Source organism: Pseudomonas sp. WS 5410, assembly GCF_012985645.1.
In the GTDB taxonomy this organism is placed as follows: Bacteria; Pseudomonadota; Gammaproteobacteria; order Pseudomonadales; family Pseudomonadaceae; genus Aquipseudomonas; species Aquipseudomonas shahriarae.
This window is the reverse complement of sequence record NZ_JAAQWS010000007.1, coordinates 118,537-136,174: the sequence shown is the minus strand read 5'-3', so window position 1 is coordinate 136,174 and position 17,638 is coordinate 118,537. Positions and strand designations below refer to the sequence as shown.

Below are 17,638 nucleotides of genomic sequence, written 5' to 3'. Positions count from 1 at the left end.
GCATGCTGGCACCTGAGTGTTCCGTGTTTTTATCAGCTGAACCCCGGCAGGCCGCCGCTGGTCTACCTGACTAATCCCTTATTGAGGTTGTATCGTGCCCTGGACCCGCCTGAGTCTTGCCCTGTTGCTCGCCGCCAGCAGCCTTACCGTACAAGCCCGCGACTATGCCTACAGCGACGCGCACCTGCATTACGTCGACTTCTTCCAGGAGACGGCCGGCATGGACAAGCTGCTCAAGGCCATGGCCGATAATCGCATCGAGCATGTGATGATTTCCGGCGTCCCGGTTGCGAAGAAGTGGCACGAAGACGAACCCAAGCGCCCACGCTATTACGCCGGAGATGACGCGGATGCCTACTGGTATAGCGCCACCGATGTAATCGTCGCCGCAGCCGTCAGCAAGCTGGCCCCCGAACAGCGCCAGCATTTCCACCCGTTCCTCAGCGGCTTCAACCCCAACGACAAGAACTCCGAGGCCCATATCCAGCGCATGCTCGACCTGTATCCGGGCCTGTGGCAGGGCATTGGCGAAGTCTTCACCCGCCACGATGACCTGACTGCGCTGACCTCCGGTGACACACCTCGGGCCAATAACGAGGCCATGACGCGGATCTATCACCTGGCCGCCGAGAATGACCTGCCGGTGCTGGTGCACTCCAACATCACCTCCAAGCGCGAGCGCAACCCCTTGTACCTGGCGGAGATCGAAGGGCCACTGCGTAATCATCCGCATACCCGGTTTATCTGGGCCCATGCCGGCACCAGCATGGAGATCCATCGGCACCAGACGCAGCTGGACTTCCTGTTGCCGACCCTGAGCCGCATGCTGGAGGCTTATCCCAACCTGTACATCGACCTGTCCTGGAGCGTGCTCACCCCTTATTTACTGGACGAGGCGGGAAAGCCCCGTCTGCAATGGCTGGCGCTGGTAGAGCGCTTCCCGGAGCGCTTTATGCTGGGGTCTGATGTAGTAGGGCGGTTCAACAAGTTGGGTAAGGAGATGCGCAGCTTCAATCCCTTCCTCGATGCCTTGCCTGAAGACGTTGCGCGAAAAGTCGCACGGGACAATTTCCTGGCGATTTTGCCCAAGGCGCGTTGATCGGGTTTGTCATCGTCCCGTCATACCGGTGTCATAAGCTCCCGCCATCTCACTCAAGGAGCCCACTATGCACCTCACCCGTTTAAGCGCCCTGGCGGCATTGATGATGATCAGCGGCCTGGCCAGTGCCGAAGTCCGTATCGAAGGCCCGGTGGAATTCGGCGTATTCGAAGGCCCGAAAGCCGAGCTGCAATCGGGCGAGCGCGTGTTGCGCCGTAGCAACGAGCAGATCCAGGCCACCACCGTAGTGCCGGCCAAGCTGGGGACCAAGTTTGGCCTGCGTTACCAGTTGCTCGGCAAGGTGGCCGAAGACACGCCGCTGACCTTGCTCTACTTCACCCCAGGCATTCGCACGGCTGATGGCCAGCGGCATGACAAGTTCGAAGTGACCCAGAAACTGGTGCCCGGTGCGCCTCAGGACGTGATGGCCTACGAGTTCACCGAAAGCCACGAAGTGGTGCCGGGCGAGTGGCGGTTCATGGTGTTCCAGGGTGATCGCCTGCTGACCCAGAAGAGCTTTACCGTGCGCTGAATCGCTACACTAATAGACTCAGTAGATAAAGGCGTTTTGATATCGCGTTTTCGTCTTACGCAAAAAGCCGAAGACGCCGATACCTTTCAAGAGCAACTCGCTGCAGGTGGATGCAGCGCTCTTGAAAGGAATCAGCGCAATGAGTATCAGAAGTCTCAATATCGCTCCGCGTGCAGGCTTGGGTTTTGGATTTTTGGCGTTGATGGTGTTTGTGCTGGGCGGGTTCGCCTTGCTGCAAATGGCCAATATGCGCGAGCAGTCCGACCAGGTGGAAACCAACTGGCTGCCCAGTGTGATGGCGGCCGGTGAAATGAGTCAGGATCTGCTGCGCATACGCGCTTTGACCCTGCGCCTGCTGGTCAATCGCGACCCTCAGGCGGTGGCGCAGAATGAGCAAAAAATCCTCGAAATCAAAAAGCAGTTGCACACCGCGCAGTTGCTGTATGAAGCGTTGATTGTGCTGCCCGAGGACCAGGTACTGTTCGACCGCTTCAAGGTTGAGCAGCAACAGTACCTGCAACGCCAGGAGCAGGTCATGGCGTTGTCCCGGCAGAACCAGTTGGAAGATGCGGTCAAGGTGGTCAATGGCGAGATGAATCATCTGGCCGATACCATGGCCGGTACCCTGGGCGAACTGGTCACTCTCAACAAGGTCAGCGCCAATCAGGCGGCGGCACTGGCCCAGCAAGTGTTCAGTCAATCCCGAATAGGGGTGATCGGCATGATTGCCCTGACTGCGCTGATTACCATCGGCCTGGCCGTGTTGTTGACCCGCAGTATCGTGTCGCCACTGGCGCAGTCGCTGAGGGTCGCCCAAGGGGTGGCCAGCGGCGATTTGACCGGCGAGATCACTGTCAGCGGCAAGGACGAGCCAGCGCGCCTGCAGCAGGCGCTCAAGAGCATGCAGGAAAACCTGCGCGAGACCATCCAGCGTATTTCCCAGTCCTCCAGCCAACTGGCGTCCGCTTCCGAGGAACTCAGTTCGGTCACCGAAGACGCCACCCGTGGCCTGCACCAGCAAAGCCAGGAAATCGAACAGGCCGCCACGGCGGTCAACCAGATGACGGCGGCGGTGGAGGAGGTGGCCAGTAACGCGGTAGCTACCTCACAGGCTTCGCGCGAATCCGATCGTATTGCCCAGCACGGGCGCGAACAGGTACACCAGACGGTGCTGTCGATTGAGTCCCTGGCCGACGACGTGACCGCCAATGCCACCCAGGTCGAGGACTTGGCGCAGAAGGTGTACGGCATCAGCAAGGTATTGGATGTGATCCGCTCCATTGCCGAGCAGACCAATCTGCTGGCGTTGAATGCGGCGATCGAGGCGGCGCGGGCCGGCGAGGCCGGGCGTGGTTTTGCGGTGGTCGCCGATGAAGTGCGGGCCTTGGCCCATCGCACCCAGCAATCGACCCAGGAAATCGAGCAGATGATCGGCGGGATTCAGCAGGGTACCGATCAGGCGGTCAGTTCCATGCAGCAAAGTAATGGCCGGGCGCGTGCGACCCTGGAGATTGCCAAGTCTGCGGGCACGGCGTTGGAGGAGATTGCCTCGGCGTTTACCCTGATCAACGAGCGCAACCTGGTGATTGCCAGCGCCTCGGAGCAGCAGGCAGCGGTGGCGCGGGAGGTGGATCGCAACCTGATGAACATCCGCGACCTGTCGATGCAGACGTCGGCAGGGGCGAATCAAACCAGTGCGGCGAGCCAGGAGTTATCGCGCTTGGCGGTGGATCTGAACACCATGGTGGCGCGGTTTTCGGTGTAGGGCTGAAGATCGCCATCGCAGGCAAGCCCACACTCGACCGAGTTGGAATGCGATCAATGTGGGAGCTGGCTTGCCTGCGATGAAAGCGACGCGGTCTAAAGTTAACCCCACCCCATAAAAAACGCCCCGAACCAGTCGGGGCGTTTTCATAAGCACAACCTGCGGGGTATTACTTACCCTGCCAGCGCTTGAGCACCAGGGTGGCATTGGTGCCACCGAAGCCGAAGCTGTTGCTCATGACCGTGTTGATGGTGGCATCTTCACGGGTCTTGGTCAGGATCGGCATATCGGCAACGGCTGGGTCCAGCTCGTCGATGTTGGCGGAGCCGGCCATGAAGTTGCCTTCCATCATCAGCAGGCAGTAGATCGCTTCGTGAACGCCTGCGGCGCCCAGGGAGTGACCCGACAGGCTCTTGGTGGAGCTGATGGCCGGAGCCTTGTCGCCGAATACCGCACGCACGCCTTCCATTTCCTTGGCATCGCCCACCGGAGTGGAGGTGCCATGGGTGTTCAGGTAGTCGATTGGGGTATCAACGGTGGCCATGGCCATCTGCATGCAGCGGATGGCACCTTCGCCGCTTGGCGCGACCATGTCATAGCCGTCGGAAGTCGCGCCGTAGCCGACGATTTCCGCGTAGATCTTCGCGCCACGGGCCAGAGCGTGTTCCAGCTCCTCGACCACCACCATGCCGCCACCGCCGGCGATGACGAAACCGTCACGCTTGGCGTCGTAGGCACGGGAGGCTTTTTCCGGGGTTTCGTTGTACTGGGTGGACAGTGCACCCATGGCGTCGAACAGGAACGATTGGCTCCAGTGCTCTTCTTCACCGCCACCGGCGAACACGATGTCCTGCTTGCCCAACTGGATCTGCTCGACCGCAGTACCAATGCAGTGAGCACTGGTGGCGCAGGCGGAGGAGATCGAGTAGTTCACGCCCTTGATCTGGAAGGGCGTGGCCAGGCACGCGGAAACGGTGCTGCCCATGGTCCGCGTGACGCGGTACGGGCCAACGCGCTTGACGCCTTTCTCGCGCAGGATGTCCAGCGCTTCCATCTGGTTCAAGGTCGACGCGCCGCCGGAGCCGGCGATCAGGCCGGTGCGGACGTTGGACACCTGGTCGTCGCTCAGGCCGGAGTCGGCAATCGCGTCTTTCATGGCCAGGTAGGCATAAGCTGCGGCATGGCCAACGAAGCGATAGATCTTGCGATCAATCAGTTCTTCGAGGGGAAGGTCGATGGAGCCGGAAACCTGGCTACGCAGACCCATTTCGGCATATTCCGGGTTGAAGCGGATGCCAGGGCGACTTGCACGCAGGTTAGCGGAGACGGTCTCTTTGTCATTGCCCAGGCACGAAACGATGCCCAGACCAGTGATAACGACGCGGCGCATGCGGATAACCCTTAAAAGTTGTCAGTGGAAGTGAACACGCCGACGCGAAGGCCTTCGGCGGTATAGATCTCGCGACCGTCGACGCTCACCGAACCATCGGCGATGGCCAGGTTCAGCTTGCCCTTGAGGACGCGCTTGATTTGAATGTTATAGGTGACTTTCTTGGCGGTCGGCAGGACCTGGCCAAAGAACTTCACTTCGCCCGAACCCAGGGCACGACCGCGGCCTGGCAGGCCTTGCCAGCCGAGGAAAAAGCCGACCAGCTGCCACATGGCATCAAGGCCCAGGCAGCCCGGCATCACCGGATCGCCTTCGAAATGGCAGGCGAAGAACCACAGGTCCGGGGTGATATCCAGCTCGGCGACCAATTCACCTTTGCCGTACTTGCCACCCTCTTCGCTGATAAGGGTGATGCGATCCACCATCAGCATGTTGGGGGCGGGCAGTTGCGCGTTACCTGGGCCGAACAGCTCACCGCGACTGCAGCGCAGCAGGTCTTCCCGGGTAAAGGCGTTTTGTTTGGTCATGCGAGCTCCTCAATAATCCCATGCGGCAGGGCCGGGTAAATCTTCCCGACCGACTGAAGCGTGCTTGCCTCACGTCGGCAGCCTACAGGTAGACTATTGCGTTGTAGTGAAAGTCACAGCATCAAGGACATGAATGTACACTTGTGCACTGAAATTTTAAACCGGACTCATTTATAGGCCCGCTCGGGTGCCTAAGACTGCCGCACTTTCGTCTTTCACGCCAGTCGCAGTTGGCTGATGCTGCCCATCTAATGCACCCAGCGCTGTAGGATTTGCTGCAAATCCGTGCGTTTGAACGGCTTGGCCAGGTAATCGTTCATTCCGGCGGCCAGGCAGGCTTCGCGATCGCCCTGTAACGCATTAGCCGTCAGGGCAATGATCGGCAGGTCGGCGCAGCCGGGCAATTGGCGGATCTGGCGGGTGGCGTCATAACCGTCGATCACCGGCAGCCGGCAATCCATCAGGATCGCGGTGAAGATCAGGCTCTCGGCACTGCGGATCGCTTCGGCGCCGTCGGTGGCGACGCTCACCTCAAACCCCAGGCTACGCAGCATGGCTTGGACCACGGTGCGGTTGACCGGGTTGTCCTCCACCAGCAACACATGGCGGCCTTCACCGGCGCCGGCTTTGTGCTGCGCGTCCGGAGCAATCTGCGGCAGGCTCTGCTGGCAGATCGCCAGGGGAATTTCCAGGGTAAACACCGATCCCAGGCCTTCCTTGCTCTGGGCGCGCAAGGTGCCACCCATGCGCTCGGCCAGGGTCCGGGCAATCGGCAGGCCCAGGCCGGTGCCGCCGTAACGCCTGGAGATAGAGCTGTCCGCCTGTTGAAAGGCGTCGAACATCAGTTCCAGGCGCTCGGCCGAAATACCAATCCCGGTGTCGCGCACGGTGCAGGTGAACCACAGCAGTTCGTGGTCCAGGGTCTGCCAGTTCGGCTCGACGCTGACCGTGCCTTGTTCGGTGAATTTCAGCGCATTACCGATCAGGTTCACCAGGATCTGCCGGATCCGCGTCGGGTCGCCCTGCACGCGCAGCGCTTCCATGCCCGGCGGGATCGGCAACTCCAGGACCAGCCCGCGCTGTATGGCGCTGTGCTGGAAGGCCTGGGCGCAGCTGTTGATCAGGTCCACCAGGTTGAACGGAATATGCTCAAGCTCCAGGGCCGAGCGTTCGATACGCGAGAAATCGAGAATATCGTTGATGACTTTGAGCAAGTGTTCGGTGGACTCCGAGGCCAGCGCGGCGTACTCGGTCTGCTCGTCGGTCATGGCGGTGGTTTCGAGCAGTTGCAGCATGCCCAGTACGCCATTCATCGGCGTGCGCAGTTCATGGCTCATCATCGCCAGGAAGTCGGATTTGGCGCTGTTGGCGCGCTCGGCTTCCTCCCGCGTCTGAATCAACTGCGCCATGGCCTGCTGCTGTTCGCGACTGGCATGGTGCAGGCCTTCGGCAAGGTTGTTGATATGCCGTGACAGGTCGCCCAACTCGGAGTCGTCGACAATCGGCAGCGGGGTCTTGTAATCACCCTGCTGGATTGCCTTGACCGCATGGCCCATGGCGCTGATCGGTTGCGACAGGCTGGAGGCCAGGCGGCGCGCCAGGAGGAAGGTGAACAGTAGGGCAAACAGCGCGAGGATCCCGGCCTTGAAGAGGATTTCCTGTTGGCGCTGGCTGAAGGCGTCATTGGACATGCCGACAATCACCCGTCCCAGATAGTCGGCCCGTGGCGCCTTGGGTTGCGCGGTGCTGTCCTGGAAAAAATCGTTGCCCAGCTGGATATGCTGCAGGCGAATCGGCGCCTGGAAGACTTTCACCGACAGCGAACGGTCATGCTTTTCCGACGGCTGCTCGACATACACCAGGATGTTTTCCGCGCTGTCCTGGATTTCCAGGAAACGCACATGGGGCGTGGCCAGCGTCGCCCGCAGCAGGCTGTCGAGCACGTCATTGTTGCCGGAGATCACCCCGTACTCGGTGGCCGGGGCCAACTGGTTGGCGATCAGTTGGCCGGTGTGGTCCAGTTCCTGGCGCAAGTCCTGGATCCGCACGAAGGTAAAGAAGCTGATCAGTAGCAGCGTCAGTAACAGGGCCGGGCCCAGGGTGATGATCTGGGTGCGGGTGTTGATATCCCAGCGGCGAACCAAGGTCATGGGTGTTTTTCCCCTTCGGCCAATCGGGTTGCGACGGTGGTCTCGTCCACCACTTCGATCCCCAGCGAGCGCGCCACTTGCGGGTTGCCCACGACTTTAAAGTGTTCCGGGTACAGCGAGCGCGGCCAGCCGGCCGGCGCGTGATCGAGCAGGCGGTCAAGCACATTCAGCCAGTCGGCCTGATCGCTGTAGGTACTGGCCAGACTGCCCGCCCGCACGAAGCCGGCATTGGGACCGATCAGTGGCAGTTGCCTGGCGTAGCTGCTCAACAGCAGGTTTTTCACGGTTTTCGGGTTGTACAGTTGGGGATCATCCAGCCCGAGCAACACATCGCTGTTTTTAAACAGGCTGAGCAGCGGGCGGCTGTCATTAATGTTGTCCCAGTGCTGGGCGACGATTTCCAGGTCCAGGGCTGCGGCATGCTGGCGCAGTTCCGGCAGCAGGAATTCGCTGTCGCTACCGTACAGCACGCCAATGCGCCGGGCCTGGGGCAGGATATTGGCGATCAGGCGCAGTTGCCGGTCCAGGGGCGGATCGCTCCACAGCAGGCTGATCTTGCCGGGCACATGGCTGCCCAGGCGCTCGCGGGCTTGCAGGCGACTGATGCGCAGCACCAGGGTGGCCGGGCCCTGGGGGTCCTGCAGGCGCCAGTCGAGGCTCGGCAGATCCAGCAGGATCAGGCGGGTGCTGGTCGGTAATTGGCCGGGGGCGGGCATGTCTTGCAGGGCCTTGAAGGTGACGCTATCGGCGGGGCGCTGTTCGCGCAGGGCCTGGGTGAATGCCTGCACGCCGGGTCCATCCTCGGCGGCGGTCAGTAGGATTTCGGCGCTCCACGCGGGCAGGGCCAATGCCAGGCTGACGAGCAGCAGGCAGCGGCGCCAGAACCTGGCGCCGAAGAGGGCGGTCATCCTTGACTGGGCAGGGTTCATGTCAGAACTCTAACTCCGCGCTGAAGTAGAGGACATGGCGCTGGTCGTAGTTATTGTCGACATGGGTAGTGGGCTGGCGGTCGAGGCGTTGTTGCAGCATGCCGGCCAGCTCCAGGTTGGCCTTGCCCAGGGCGATGCGTTTGGCGACCCGCATATCGACCCGTTCAAAGCGATATTGGTTGAGTGCGTCGTTGCCATAATAGAACAGCGCGCTGGACCAGCCTTGCCCCCACTCGCGCATCCAGCCGGCCGAGCCGCTGTTTCGCGCAGTCTGTTGCCGGTCCAGCGCGTTGCTGGCGTGGGCATCCACGTAAGCATAGGTCAGGCGCAGGCGGTCGGCGGCACTCAGGTGCCAGTCCAGCTGGGTTTCGGTGCCGGTAAACCGCGAGCTGTTACTGTTGCTGGCGATGTACTGGTTATTGCGCAGGGGCTCGCTGATCATGCCGGTGATTTCGTCATAGAACAGCTTGACGTCGAGGTTCAGCCCGAAATCCGCAAAAAAGCCGTTATAGCCCAGTTCCCGGGAGCGCATCAGTTCCTTGTCGAGGTTGCCCGGGCCCCGGGTCTTGACGAAATACTGGCCGGAGTTCTGCCCGTAGGTGGGGGAACTGAGGTTGGTGACCTTATAGCTCCAATTGACGTTGTTCTCGAACATGTCCGGCGAGCGGATGGCTTCGGAGTACACCGCCCGCAGCCCGTGGCGCGGGTTGATCAGGTAATTGATTGCGACCCTGGGCGTCAGCGAGCTATCGCTCAGTTGGGTGTTTTCATACATCGCCCCGCCCTGCAACAGCCAGTGTTCGCTGGCGCGCCATTCGAGGTGGCCGAACAGGCGCCAGGTGGTGTCGTCCAGCCGGCCATTGAAGTAGGTGTCGGAGTCGGCGCGGTCGTAGCGGTAATTCATGCCGCTGACCAGGCGCAGGCTGTCGGACAGGCTCAGGGTGTCCTGCACTTCCAGGTCGTAGCGGCTTTCCTTGGTGCTTTGGTCGATATTGCCGCAGACACTTTTCTTGCCGTCTTTATTCCATTGTTCGATGACCTCCCGGGCCAGCGCCTGCTCAGATGGGGAGCCCTGCGGTGGCGTACCGCCCTGGTAAATCAGCATGTGCCGCGCCAACTTTTCAGCGTAGTTGGGGTTCATTTGCCACAGTTGCGTCAACTGCGGGCTGAACGAGACCTTGGCATCACAGGCCTTCCAGATCTGCCGGCGATCCCATTGCTGCGCCGAGCCCTGGATATACAGGCTGTGGTCGGGATTGAAATCGAAGTTCCAGCGCAGGGAGGCGGCGTAGTCCTTGGCGCTGACGTCGGAATCGGTACCGCCCTCGGTAATCTCGGCAAAGACCGGCCTGTAGGTGTATGGCCGCTGGTTGGTCCCTTCCTTGGCGTTGATCTGCCAGTCGATGCTTTGCTGCTGGTCGAGGGTCTGGCTGACCTTCAGGCTGAAGCGGCTCAGGCGCCGGCTGTCGCGGTAGTCGGCACCCACGCGGTTGCTGTCAAAGCCGTCATCCTGCTGCCCGGACAGCGACAGCCGCAGGTTGCCGGTGTCCCAGCCCAGGCCCTGGCTGGCATACCAATCGTTGATCCCGCGCTCGCCCCGGATCATTTTCATCCGAGTGCCCTGGCTGTTGGCCGGCGAGCGGGTGAGGATATTGACCACCGCCATCAGCGCATTGGCGCCGTAGCTGACGGTATTGGGCCCACGGAACACCTCGATCCGCTCGATATCCTCCATGGCCACCGGAATATCGCTCCAGTCCACCGTGGCCAGGCCGGCGCGGTACACCGAGCGGCCGTCGATCAGCACCTGCATGCGCCGCGCTTCGCTGGCGTTGGTGCCGTGATAGTTGACGGCAGCCTGGTTGCCCGAGGTGTAGCCCACCATCATCCCCGGCACCAGGCGCAGCAACTCGGCGATATCCCGCGCGCCGCTGGCCTTGATCAGTTCGCTGTCGATCACCGTCATGCTGCCAGGTACGGCGGCGGCCGACTGCTTGAGTCGGGTCGCCGTCAGGACCTGGGGCAGTGGCTGGTTGTCGAGGAACAGATCGTCGGCCAGCAACGGCGTGCTGACCAACAGCGCCAGAAACAGAGATGAACGAGGAGGAGGGCCCAAATACACGGCACGGCCTTGATAATTGCGGATAGCCGCCCATGTTAACTGAGGCGGGCGCTTTTGCCAGTCGGCACCATCGCAATTACTGTGGTCTATTCGGCCATTTTCCGACAAATGCGGAAAACACAGAAGGGCTGGTCGCCGTCTGGCCGGCCCGTATAATGCCGCCATCGCCACTGCTTATGGATTAACGGATTGCATATGACTGAACAGCGCCCAATTGCGGTCCTGGGAGGCGGAAGTTTTGGTACCGCCGTGGCTAATCTGCTGGCCGAAAACGGCCATCAGGTGCGCCAGTGGATGCGCGATCCCGAACAGGCCGAGGCCATCCGGGTCAACCGCGAAAACCCCCGTTATCTCAAGGGCATCAAGATTCACGCTGCGGTCACGCCGGTCACGGACCTGCAGGCCACCCTGGATGACTGCGACCTGTGCTTCGTTGCGCTGCCCTCCAGTGCCCTGCGCTCGGTGCTGGCGCCCCATGCCGAGCGGCTGGCGGGCAAGATGCTGGTCAGCTTGACCAAAGGTATCGAGGCCCAGACCTTCAAGCTGATGAGCGAAATCCTCGAAGAAATCGCGCCCCAGGCGCGCATTGGTGTGCTCTCCGGGCCGAACCTGGCGCGGGAAGTGGCCGAACATGCCTTGACCGCGACCGTGGTCGCCAGTGAAGACGAGGCCCTGTGCGAACAGGTGCAGGCCGTGCTGCATGGCCGTACCTTCCGTGTCTATGCCAGTGCTGACCGCTTTGGCGTAGAACTGGGCGGGGCGTTGAAAAACGTCTACGCCATCATCGCCGGCATGGCGGTGGCCCTGGGCATGGGGGAAAACACCAAGAGCATGCTGATTACCCGCGCCCTGGCGGAAATGACCCGCTTTGCGGTCAACCAGGGCGCCAACCCCATGACCTTCCTTGGCCTGGCCGGGGTGGGCGACTTGATCGTCACCTGTTCGTCACCGAAAAGCCGCAACTATCAGGTCGGTTTCGCCCTGGGCCAGGGCCTGAGCCTGGAAGATGCCGTCACCCGCCTGGGTGAAGTGGCCGAAGGGGTCAATACTCTCAAAGTACTGAAGGCCAAGGCCCAGGAAACCGGGGTCTATATGCCGTTGGTCGCCGGCCTGCACGCGATCCTGTTTGAAGGGCGCACCTTGAACCAGGTCATCGAGTTGCTGATGCGTGCCGAGCCCAAGACTGATGTCGACTTTATTTCCACCAGTGGTTTCAACTGAGGAACCCGCGATGAACGATCCGAAAGCAGCACCCAAGTATGAATCCATTGCCCTGCGCATCCTGTGGATGCTGGTGTTTGCCCTGGTCTGGCAAGTAGCGCAGTTCATCCTCGGGGCGTTGGTGGTGGTGCAATTGATCTACCGCCTGATCTACGGCGCACCGAACCTGGGCCTGATGAACTTTGGCGACAGCCTCAGCCAGTTCCTCGCGCAGATTGGCCGTTTTGGCAGTTTCCACAGTGAGCAGAAACCCTGGCCCTTTGCTGATTGGCCAACCCCGCGCGCCCCGGAAGGCGAAGCCGCCCACAGCGTGCCGCCAGCCCCGCACCCGGTGCGCGATGAGGAGCCCAAGCTATGAAGCTGTGGGTGTTGCGCCACGGTGAAGCCGAGTCCCATGCACCCAGCGATGCCCAGCGCAACCTGACCGAGCGTGGCCGCGAAGAAGTGCTGCACAGCGCCGCGCACCTGATCGGCCAGCCCATCAGCGCGATCATCGCCAGCCCTTATGTGCGGGCGCAACAGACTGCCCAGTTGGTGCGCGAGGCGTTGGGGTTTGTGCCAGAAATCCGCACCGTGTCGTGGCTGACGCCGGACGGCAACCCCCTGCAAGTCCTGGAAAAACTCGACACCGATGACAATGTGCTGCTGGTCAGCCATCAGCCTTTGGTGGGCAACCTGATCAGCTTTTTGCAGCACGGGCACCAGCGCCAGCCGCAACCGATGCACACCGCCAGCCTGGCGGAGCTGGAAGGGGACTTCCCGCTGGCGGGGCTGATGAGCCTCAACAACGTGAAAAACCCCTGATTTTTAAGGCACAACACAATCAACTGTGGGAGCGGGCTTGCTCGCGAATGCGGTGCATCAGTCAATGAATGTATTGGCTGACACTCCGCATTCGCGAGCAAGCCCGCTCCCACAAAAGCCCTTTCCCACAGTTTGATTGCGTTCTGCCCGCAAGCGACTTGCAGTGCTCCTGTGTGCATGGAATAGTCCACCAAGCAAGTGCTTGGTTGGCTACCATCGGAACACACAGGAGCGCGTCCCATGTCTGTCGCTTTTCGTTTGCCGCTGCAGGTCTTCTTTGAACGTGAGGCGCGCCATCCGCGCCAGCGCTTCCTGGTCCAGCCCACGGGTGGCGGCGAGGTGCAGACCCTTACCTGGGGCGAGGTCGGCCACCAGGCCCGTTGCGCCGCCCATTGGCTGCGGGCACGGGAGTTGCCCCAGGGCTCGCACATTGCCCTGATCTCGAAAAACTGCGCGCACTGGATTATCGCCGACCTGGCGATCTGGATGGCCGGGCATGTCTCGGTGCCGCTGTACCCCAACCTCACCGCCGACTCCGTGGCCCACGTGCTGGAGCACTCCGAGGCGGCGTTGGTGTTTATCGGCAAGCTCGACGACTGGCCGGCCATGGCCCCAGGCATCAAGGCCGGGCTTGCGACCATCAGCCTGCCGCTGTGCCCTGAGGGCCCGTTCGACTTCACTTGGGCCGACCTGCAGGCCTGCTCACCGATCCAGGATGACCCGGCGCCGGCTGCCACTGACCTGGCCACCATCATTTACACCTCCGGCACTACCGGCCTGCCCAAAGGCGTGATGCACACCTTCGGCGCCCTGGCGTTTGCGGCAACCCGAGGCACCGAGCTGTTCGGCCTGGGGGAGGGCGACCGGCTGCTGTCCTACCTGCCGCTGTGCCATGTGGCCGAGCGCATGTTTGTCGAGATGGCTGCGATCTACACCGGGCAAACGGTGTTTTTTGCCGAAAGCCTCGACACCTTCCTCACCGACCTGCAACGCGCCCGGCCCACGGCCTTGTTCGGCGTGCCACGGATCTGGACCAAGTTCCAGATGGGGGTGTACGGCAAAATCCCGGAAAAACGCCTGGAGCTGCTATTGCGCCTGCCATTTATCGGCAAGCGCGTCGGGCGCAAGGTGCTCGCCGGGCTTGGCCTGGACGCCGTGCGGGTGGCCCTGTCCGGCGCGGCGCCGGTGCCTGAGGCGTTGCTACGCTGGTACCTGCGCCTGGGCCTGGATGTGCTGGAGGTGTATGGCATGACCGAAAGCTGTGGTTATTCCCATGTCTGTCGCCCCGGCCAGCAGAAGATTGGCTGGATCGGCCTGCCGTGCCCGGACGTGGAGGTGCGCATTGACCCGGCCGGTGAAGTCCAGGTGCGCAGCGGCGCGACCATGCTCGGTTACTTCAAGGACCCGCAGAAGACTGCCGAGACCCTCACCGAAGACGGCTTCCTGCGTACCGGCGACAAGGGCGAGCAGGATGCCGAAGGCCGCCTGCGCCTGACCGGGCGGCTCAAGGAGATCTTCAAGACCAGCAAGGGCAAGTACGTCGCCCCGGCCCCCATCGAAAACCGCTTGGCGGAGCACGGGCGCATTGAGCAGGTGTGTGTGGTGGGTGATGGCCTGAGCGCGCCGATGGGTTTGTGCGTGCTGTCTGCAGTGGGCCAGCAGGAGGCCGCCGGCGAGGCCCGGCAATCTTTGCATGGCAGCCTGGAGCGCCTGCTGGAAGAGGTCAACCAGGTGCTGGATAAACATGAGCGCTTGCGTCAACTGGTGGTGGTGAAAGACAGTTGGGCCGTGGAAAACGGCTTTCTGACACCGACCCTGAAGATCAAGCGCAACGTGATCGAGTCAACCTACGGCCCACAGTTCCAGGCCTGGAGCGCGCGTTCCGAGGCAGTGCTGTGGCAGGATTGAGCACCCAATAAAATCAACAAGGACACTGCAATGAGCCTGTGGCGCACCCTCCCCAATATCGAGCAACTCAATGCCATCCAGAAAAACACCATTGGTGAAGTGCTGGATATCCGTTTCGAGACCTTCGACGACCAGTCCCTGACCGCCAGCATGGTGATCGACCACCGCACCCATCAACCCTATGGCCTGCTGCACGGTGGGGCCTCGGTGGTGTTGGCCGAAACGGTCGGCTCCATGGCCAGCTACCTGTGCATCGACGCCAGCAAGTTCTATTGCGTGGGCCTGGAAATCAACGCCAACCACCTGCGTGGCCTGCGTTCCGGGCGGGTAACGGCGGTGGCCCGGGCGATCCATATCGGGCGCACCACCCATGTCTGGGACATCCGCCTGACCAGTGACGAGGGCAAGGCCAGTTGTGTGTCGCGCCTGACCATGGCCGTGGTGCCCCTGGGCGAGAACCCGCCGGCGCGATAGGTGTGGCGTGAGTGTCATCATTCCTGGCAGTTACAGTCATTGCTGTAGCGACCAGGCGTGAGGACAATCGAATTCTGTTTTGGATGATGGGTTGGTTATGTCGCAACATGTGTTTTTCACTCATGCCAATGGCTTTCCTTCGGCGACCTACGGCAAATTGTTCGATGCCCTGGCCCCGGAGTACGCGGTGGCGCACCTGTCGCAGCACGGCCACGACCCGCGGTTTCCGGTGGATGACAATTGGCAGAACCTGGTGGACGAACTGATCCACCACCTGGAGCAGCAGCCGGAGCCGGTGTGGGGCGTCGGCCACTCATTGGGCGGGGTGCTGCATTTGCACGCGGCCCTGCGTTGCCCGCAGTTGTATCGCGGGGTGGTGATGCTCGACTCGCCGGTGCTGACCCTGGCTGACCGCTGGGTGATCCGCGCGGCCAAGCGTTTTGGCCTGATCGACCGCCTGACCCCGGCTGGCCGCACCCTGGGCCGGCGCGAAGAGTTCAGCGACCTGGACGCTGCGCGTCAGTATTTTTCCGGCAAGACACTGTTTCGCGGGTTTGACCCGGACTGCCTGGAGGCCTACCTGCAACATGGTCTGCACCAGGTCGGCGATCGCCTGCGCCTGCGGTTCGACCCGGCCACGGAAATCAGCATTTATCGGGGCGTGCCACACACCAGCCCCGGCCAGACCCGCCAATTGAAAGTGCCACTGGCCGTAGTACGCGGCCGGCAGAGCCGGGTGGTGATGCGCCATCACGCCAGCGGCGTCGCACGCCTGCCCATGGGCGAGATGCTGACCATGCCCGGCGGCCACATGTTTCCCCTGGAGCGGCCGCAGGACACGGCGACCCTGATCAAGAACCTGTTTACCCGTTGGGAAGCCCGCGAGCGCAGTTGCGCATGACCACGCCTGTCGAAGAAGTGCGCCTGAGCCTGCCGCACATTGAGCTGGCGGCCCATCTGTTCGGCCCGGAAGACGGCCTGCCGGTGATCGCCCTGCATGGCTGGCTGGACAACGCCAACAGCTTTGCGCGCCTGGCGCCCAAGCTGCAGGGTTTGCGCATTGTCGCCCTGGACATGGCCGGTCACGGCCACTCGGCCCACCGCCCGGCTGGGGCGGGGTACGCCTTGTGGGATTACGTGTTTGATGTGCTGCAAGTGGCCGAACAGCTGGGCTGGAAACGTTTTGCATTACTTGGCCACTCCCTGGGGGCAGTCGTTTCCACGGTGCTGGCCGGGGCCATGCCGGAGCGCGTGACGCACTTGGCATTGATCGACGGCGTGATCCCGCCGACCGCCACCGGCGAGGACCCCGCCGAGCGCCTGGGCATGGCCCTGCAGGCGCAAATCAACCTGCAGGACAAACGCAAACCGGTGTACGGCACCCTCGACCGGGCGGTGGAAGCGCGAATGAAAGGCGTGGTGGCCGTCAGCCGTGAAGCCGCGGAACTCCTGGCCCAGCGCGGCTTGATGCCGGTGCCGGGCGGCTACACCTGGCGCAGTGACAGCCGCCTGACCCTGGCCTCGCCAATACGCCTGACGGAAGAACAGGCCATGGCCTTCGTGCGTCGAGTGGCGTGCCCTGCACAGTTGGTGGTCGCGCAAGAAGGCATGCTGGCCAAACATCCCGAGCTGCTTGCGCAGGTGCCGTTCACTGTCACCACCCTTGCAGGTGGCCATCATTTGCACCTGAATGACGAGTCGGGAGCGGTTCTTGTTGCAGACTGTTTCAATCGGTTCTTCACCGCGCCTTGACTTGGCGGGGGCAACTGTCGAGGCTGGGCGGATTGAAAGGGAGTCAACCATGAACAATCCGAATACCGCGAAGGCATCCACCGGCCCAGGCGCACCGATCCGATGAGTAGTGCCAAGGGAATTATCCGTGTGCTTGGGCTGTGCTGCATCAGCCCGTTGGTCTTCGCTGCTGATCTACCGGGAAGCCAGGATCTGCCCAGCGTGGCCCGTCAGGTGGATGCGCAGATTGTCGACTACCGTCCCGCCGAAGAAAAAGAACGCATCTACCCCATGGGCGCGATCCGCAAGATCAGCGGCCAGTTGCGCTACGACGGTCAGGCCACGGCCCGTGGCCAAGTAACCGCCATCACCTATGAACTGCCTGCCGAGCACAGTTCCAGCACGGCCTTCAAAGCCACGCGCGAGGCGTTGCAAGAACAGGGCGCGCAGTTGTTGTTCTGGTGCCAGGCCCGCGATTGTGGCGAAAGCAGCCTCTGGGCCAATGAAGTGTTGGGCAATGCCAAGCTGGTCGGCGCCGATGGCCAGCAGGAATTCCTCTTGCTGCGCCTGGCCGCCCCTCAGGACAACTCTCTGGTGGCGCTGTACGGCATCACCCGCGGCAATCGCCGGGCTTACCTGCATGTGGAGCAAATGGACGCCAGCGCGCCATTGGGGCAATTGCTGCCGACCTCTGCCACACTGCTGCGCGAACTGAAAAGCACCGGCGACCTGGATTTTCCTTTGCTGGGGGCTGAGCCCGACGCAACATGGTTGACCCTGATTTCCCGTGGATTGAACCTCGACACCACCTTGCGGGTCAGTTTGAGCGGACCCAACGCTGAAGCCTGGCGCCAGGGCCTGATCGACAAGGGCGTGCGTGCGGCGCGCCTGGAAACCGCTACTGGCGAGACCCAGGGCCTGCATCTGCAAGTGATCCGCTGATCGTTCCAGGGCGAACGGACCCGCGCCGTTCGCCTAAGCTCTCC

General features: G+C 62.1%; 16 protein-coding genes. 11 read left to right on the top strand and 5 right to left on the bottom strand.

What is annotated here, in order from left to right; all coding sequences use genetic code 11:
* Positions 1-94 precede the first annotated feature (94 nt).
* From HBO24_RS12725 to HBO24_RS12715, 3 genes are all read left to right on the top strand, one after another.
* Positions 95-1,099, top strand: coding sequence for an amidohydrolase family protein (locus HBO24_RS12725; RefSeq protein WP_170059816.1), 1,005 nt, complete (start codon positions 95-97; stop codon positions 1,097-1,099).
* 67 nt (positions 1,100-1,166) lie between these two features.
* Positions 1,167-1,631, top strand: a complete 465-nt coding sequence (locus HBO24_RS12720) for a DUF3859 domain-containing protein (protein ID WP_057438872.1) — start codon at positions 1,167-1,169, stop codon at positions 1,629-1,631.
* Between the two features lie 139 nt (positions 1,632-1,770).
* The gene (locus tag HBO24_RS12715) at positions 1,771-3,396 is read left to right on the top strand and encodes a methyl-accepting chemotaxis protein (protein WP_057438873.1); all 1,626 of its coding nucleotides are present in this window, start codon (positions 1,771-1,773) and stop codon (positions 3,394-3,396) included.
* A 169-nt stretch (positions 3,397-3,565) separates the two neighbouring features.
* Here the strand turns inward: HBO24_RS12715 and fabB are convergent, their stop codons facing one another.
* The 5 genes from fabB to HBO24_RS12690 all read right to left on the bottom strand — a co-directional run bounded on the left by fabB (position 3,566) and on the right by HBO24_RS12690 (position 10,514).
* Positions 3,566-4,786 (bottom strand): beta-ketoacyl-ACP synthase I, encoded by a 1,221-nt coding sequence (gene fabB / locus HBO24_RS12710; RefSeq protein ID WP_057438874.1) that lies wholly within the window; start codon positions 4,784-4,786, stop codon positions 3,566-3,568.
* Between the two features lie 11 nt (positions 4,787-4,797).
* On the bottom strand, positions 4,798-5,313 hold the full coding sequence (gene fabA / locus HBO24_RS12705) for a 3-hydroxyacyl-[acyl-carrier-protein] dehydratase FabA (protein WP_057958993.1): 516 nt from the start codon (positions 5,311-5,313) through the stop codon (positions 4,798-4,800).
* A gap of 248 nt (positions 5,314-5,561) precedes the next feature.
* Complete coding sequence (locus HBO24_RS12700; RefSeq protein ID WP_170059815.1) at positions 5,562-7,463, bottom strand: ATP-binding protein; 1,902 nt, start codon at positions 7,461-7,463, stop codon at positions 5,562-5,564.
* Positions 7,460-8,392, bottom strand: a complete 933-nt coding sequence (locus HBO24_RS12695; RefSeq protein ID WP_232545156.1) for an ABC transporter substrate-binding protein — start codon at positions 8,390-8,392, stop codon at positions 7,460-7,462. Before HBO24_RS12695 ends, HBO24_RS12700 begins: the two co-directional genes overlap by 4 nt.
* A 1-nt stretch (position 8,393) precedes the next feature.
* Positions 8,394-10,514, bottom strand: a complete 2,121-nt coding sequence (locus HBO24_RS12690) for a TonB-dependent receptor (protein ID WP_170059814.1) — start codon at positions 10,512-10,514, stop codon at positions 8,394-8,396.
* Positions 10,515-10,709: 195 nt separating this feature from the next.
* Here HBO24_RS12690 and HBO24_RS12685 point away from each other — a divergent pair, with 195 nt between their 5' ends.
* The 8 genes from HBO24_RS12685 to HBO24_RS12650 all read left to right on the top strand — a co-directional run bounded on the left by HBO24_RS12685 (position 10,710) and on the right by HBO24_RS12650 (position 17,594).
* Complete coding sequence (locus tag HBO24_RS12685; protein ID WP_057958997.1) at positions 10,710-11,735, top strand: NAD(P)H-dependent glycerol-3-phosphate dehydrogenase; 1,026 nt, start codon at positions 10,710-10,712, stop codon at positions 11,733-11,735.
* A gap of 10 nt (positions 11,736-11,745) precedes the next feature.
* Entirely contained in the window at positions 11,746-12,093 is a 348-nt protein-coding gene (locus HBO24_RS12680) for a DUF4389 domain-containing protein (RefSeq protein WP_057438879.1), read from the top strand.
* The gene (gene sixA, locus HBO24_RS12675) at positions 12,090-12,539 is read left to right on the top strand and encodes a phosphohistidine phosphatase SixA (protein WP_057958998.1); all 450 of its coding nucleotides are present in this window, start codon (positions 12,090-12,092) and stop codon (positions 12,537-12,539) included. Before HBO24_RS12680 ends, sixA begins: the two co-directional genes overlap by 4 nt.
* Positions 12,540-12,779: 240 nt before the next feature.
* Positions 12,780-14,447 (top strand): AMP-binding protein, encoded by a 1,668-nt coding sequence (locus tag HBO24_RS12670; RefSeq protein WP_057958999.1) that lies wholly within the window; start codon positions 12,780-12,782, stop codon positions 14,445-14,447.
* A 30-nt stretch (positions 14,448-14,477) separates the two neighbouring features.
* A complete protein-coding gene (locus tag HBO24_RS12665; protein ID WP_057438881.1) occupies positions 14,478-14,921 on the top strand; it encodes a hotdog fold thioesterase in 444 nt (147 codons plus the stop codon).
* A 97-nt stretch (positions 14,922-15,018) separates the two neighbouring features.
* Positions 15,019-15,822 (top strand): alpha/beta hydrolase, encoded by an 804-nt coding sequence (locus tag HBO24_RS12660; RefSeq protein ID WP_057438882.1) that lies wholly within the window; start codon positions 15,019-15,021, stop codon positions 15,820-15,822.
* Positions 15,819-16,673 carry an alpha/beta hydrolase gene (locus HBO24_RS12655; RefSeq protein WP_057438910.1) on the top strand — a complete coding sequence of 285 codons (855 nt, stop codon included), beginning with the start codon at positions 15,819-15,821 and terminating at the stop codon, positions 16,671-16,673. The genes HBO24_RS12660 and HBO24_RS12655 overlap by 4 nt, the downstream gene beginning before the upstream one ends.
* 102 nt (positions 16,674-16,775) lie before the next feature.
* Entirely contained in the window at positions 16,776-17,594 is an 819-nt protein-coding gene (locus HBO24_RS12650; RefSeq protein ID WP_057438883.1) for a DUF4892 domain-containing protein, read from the top strand.
* The last annotated feature ends 44 nt before the right edge of the window (positions 17,595-17,638 follow it).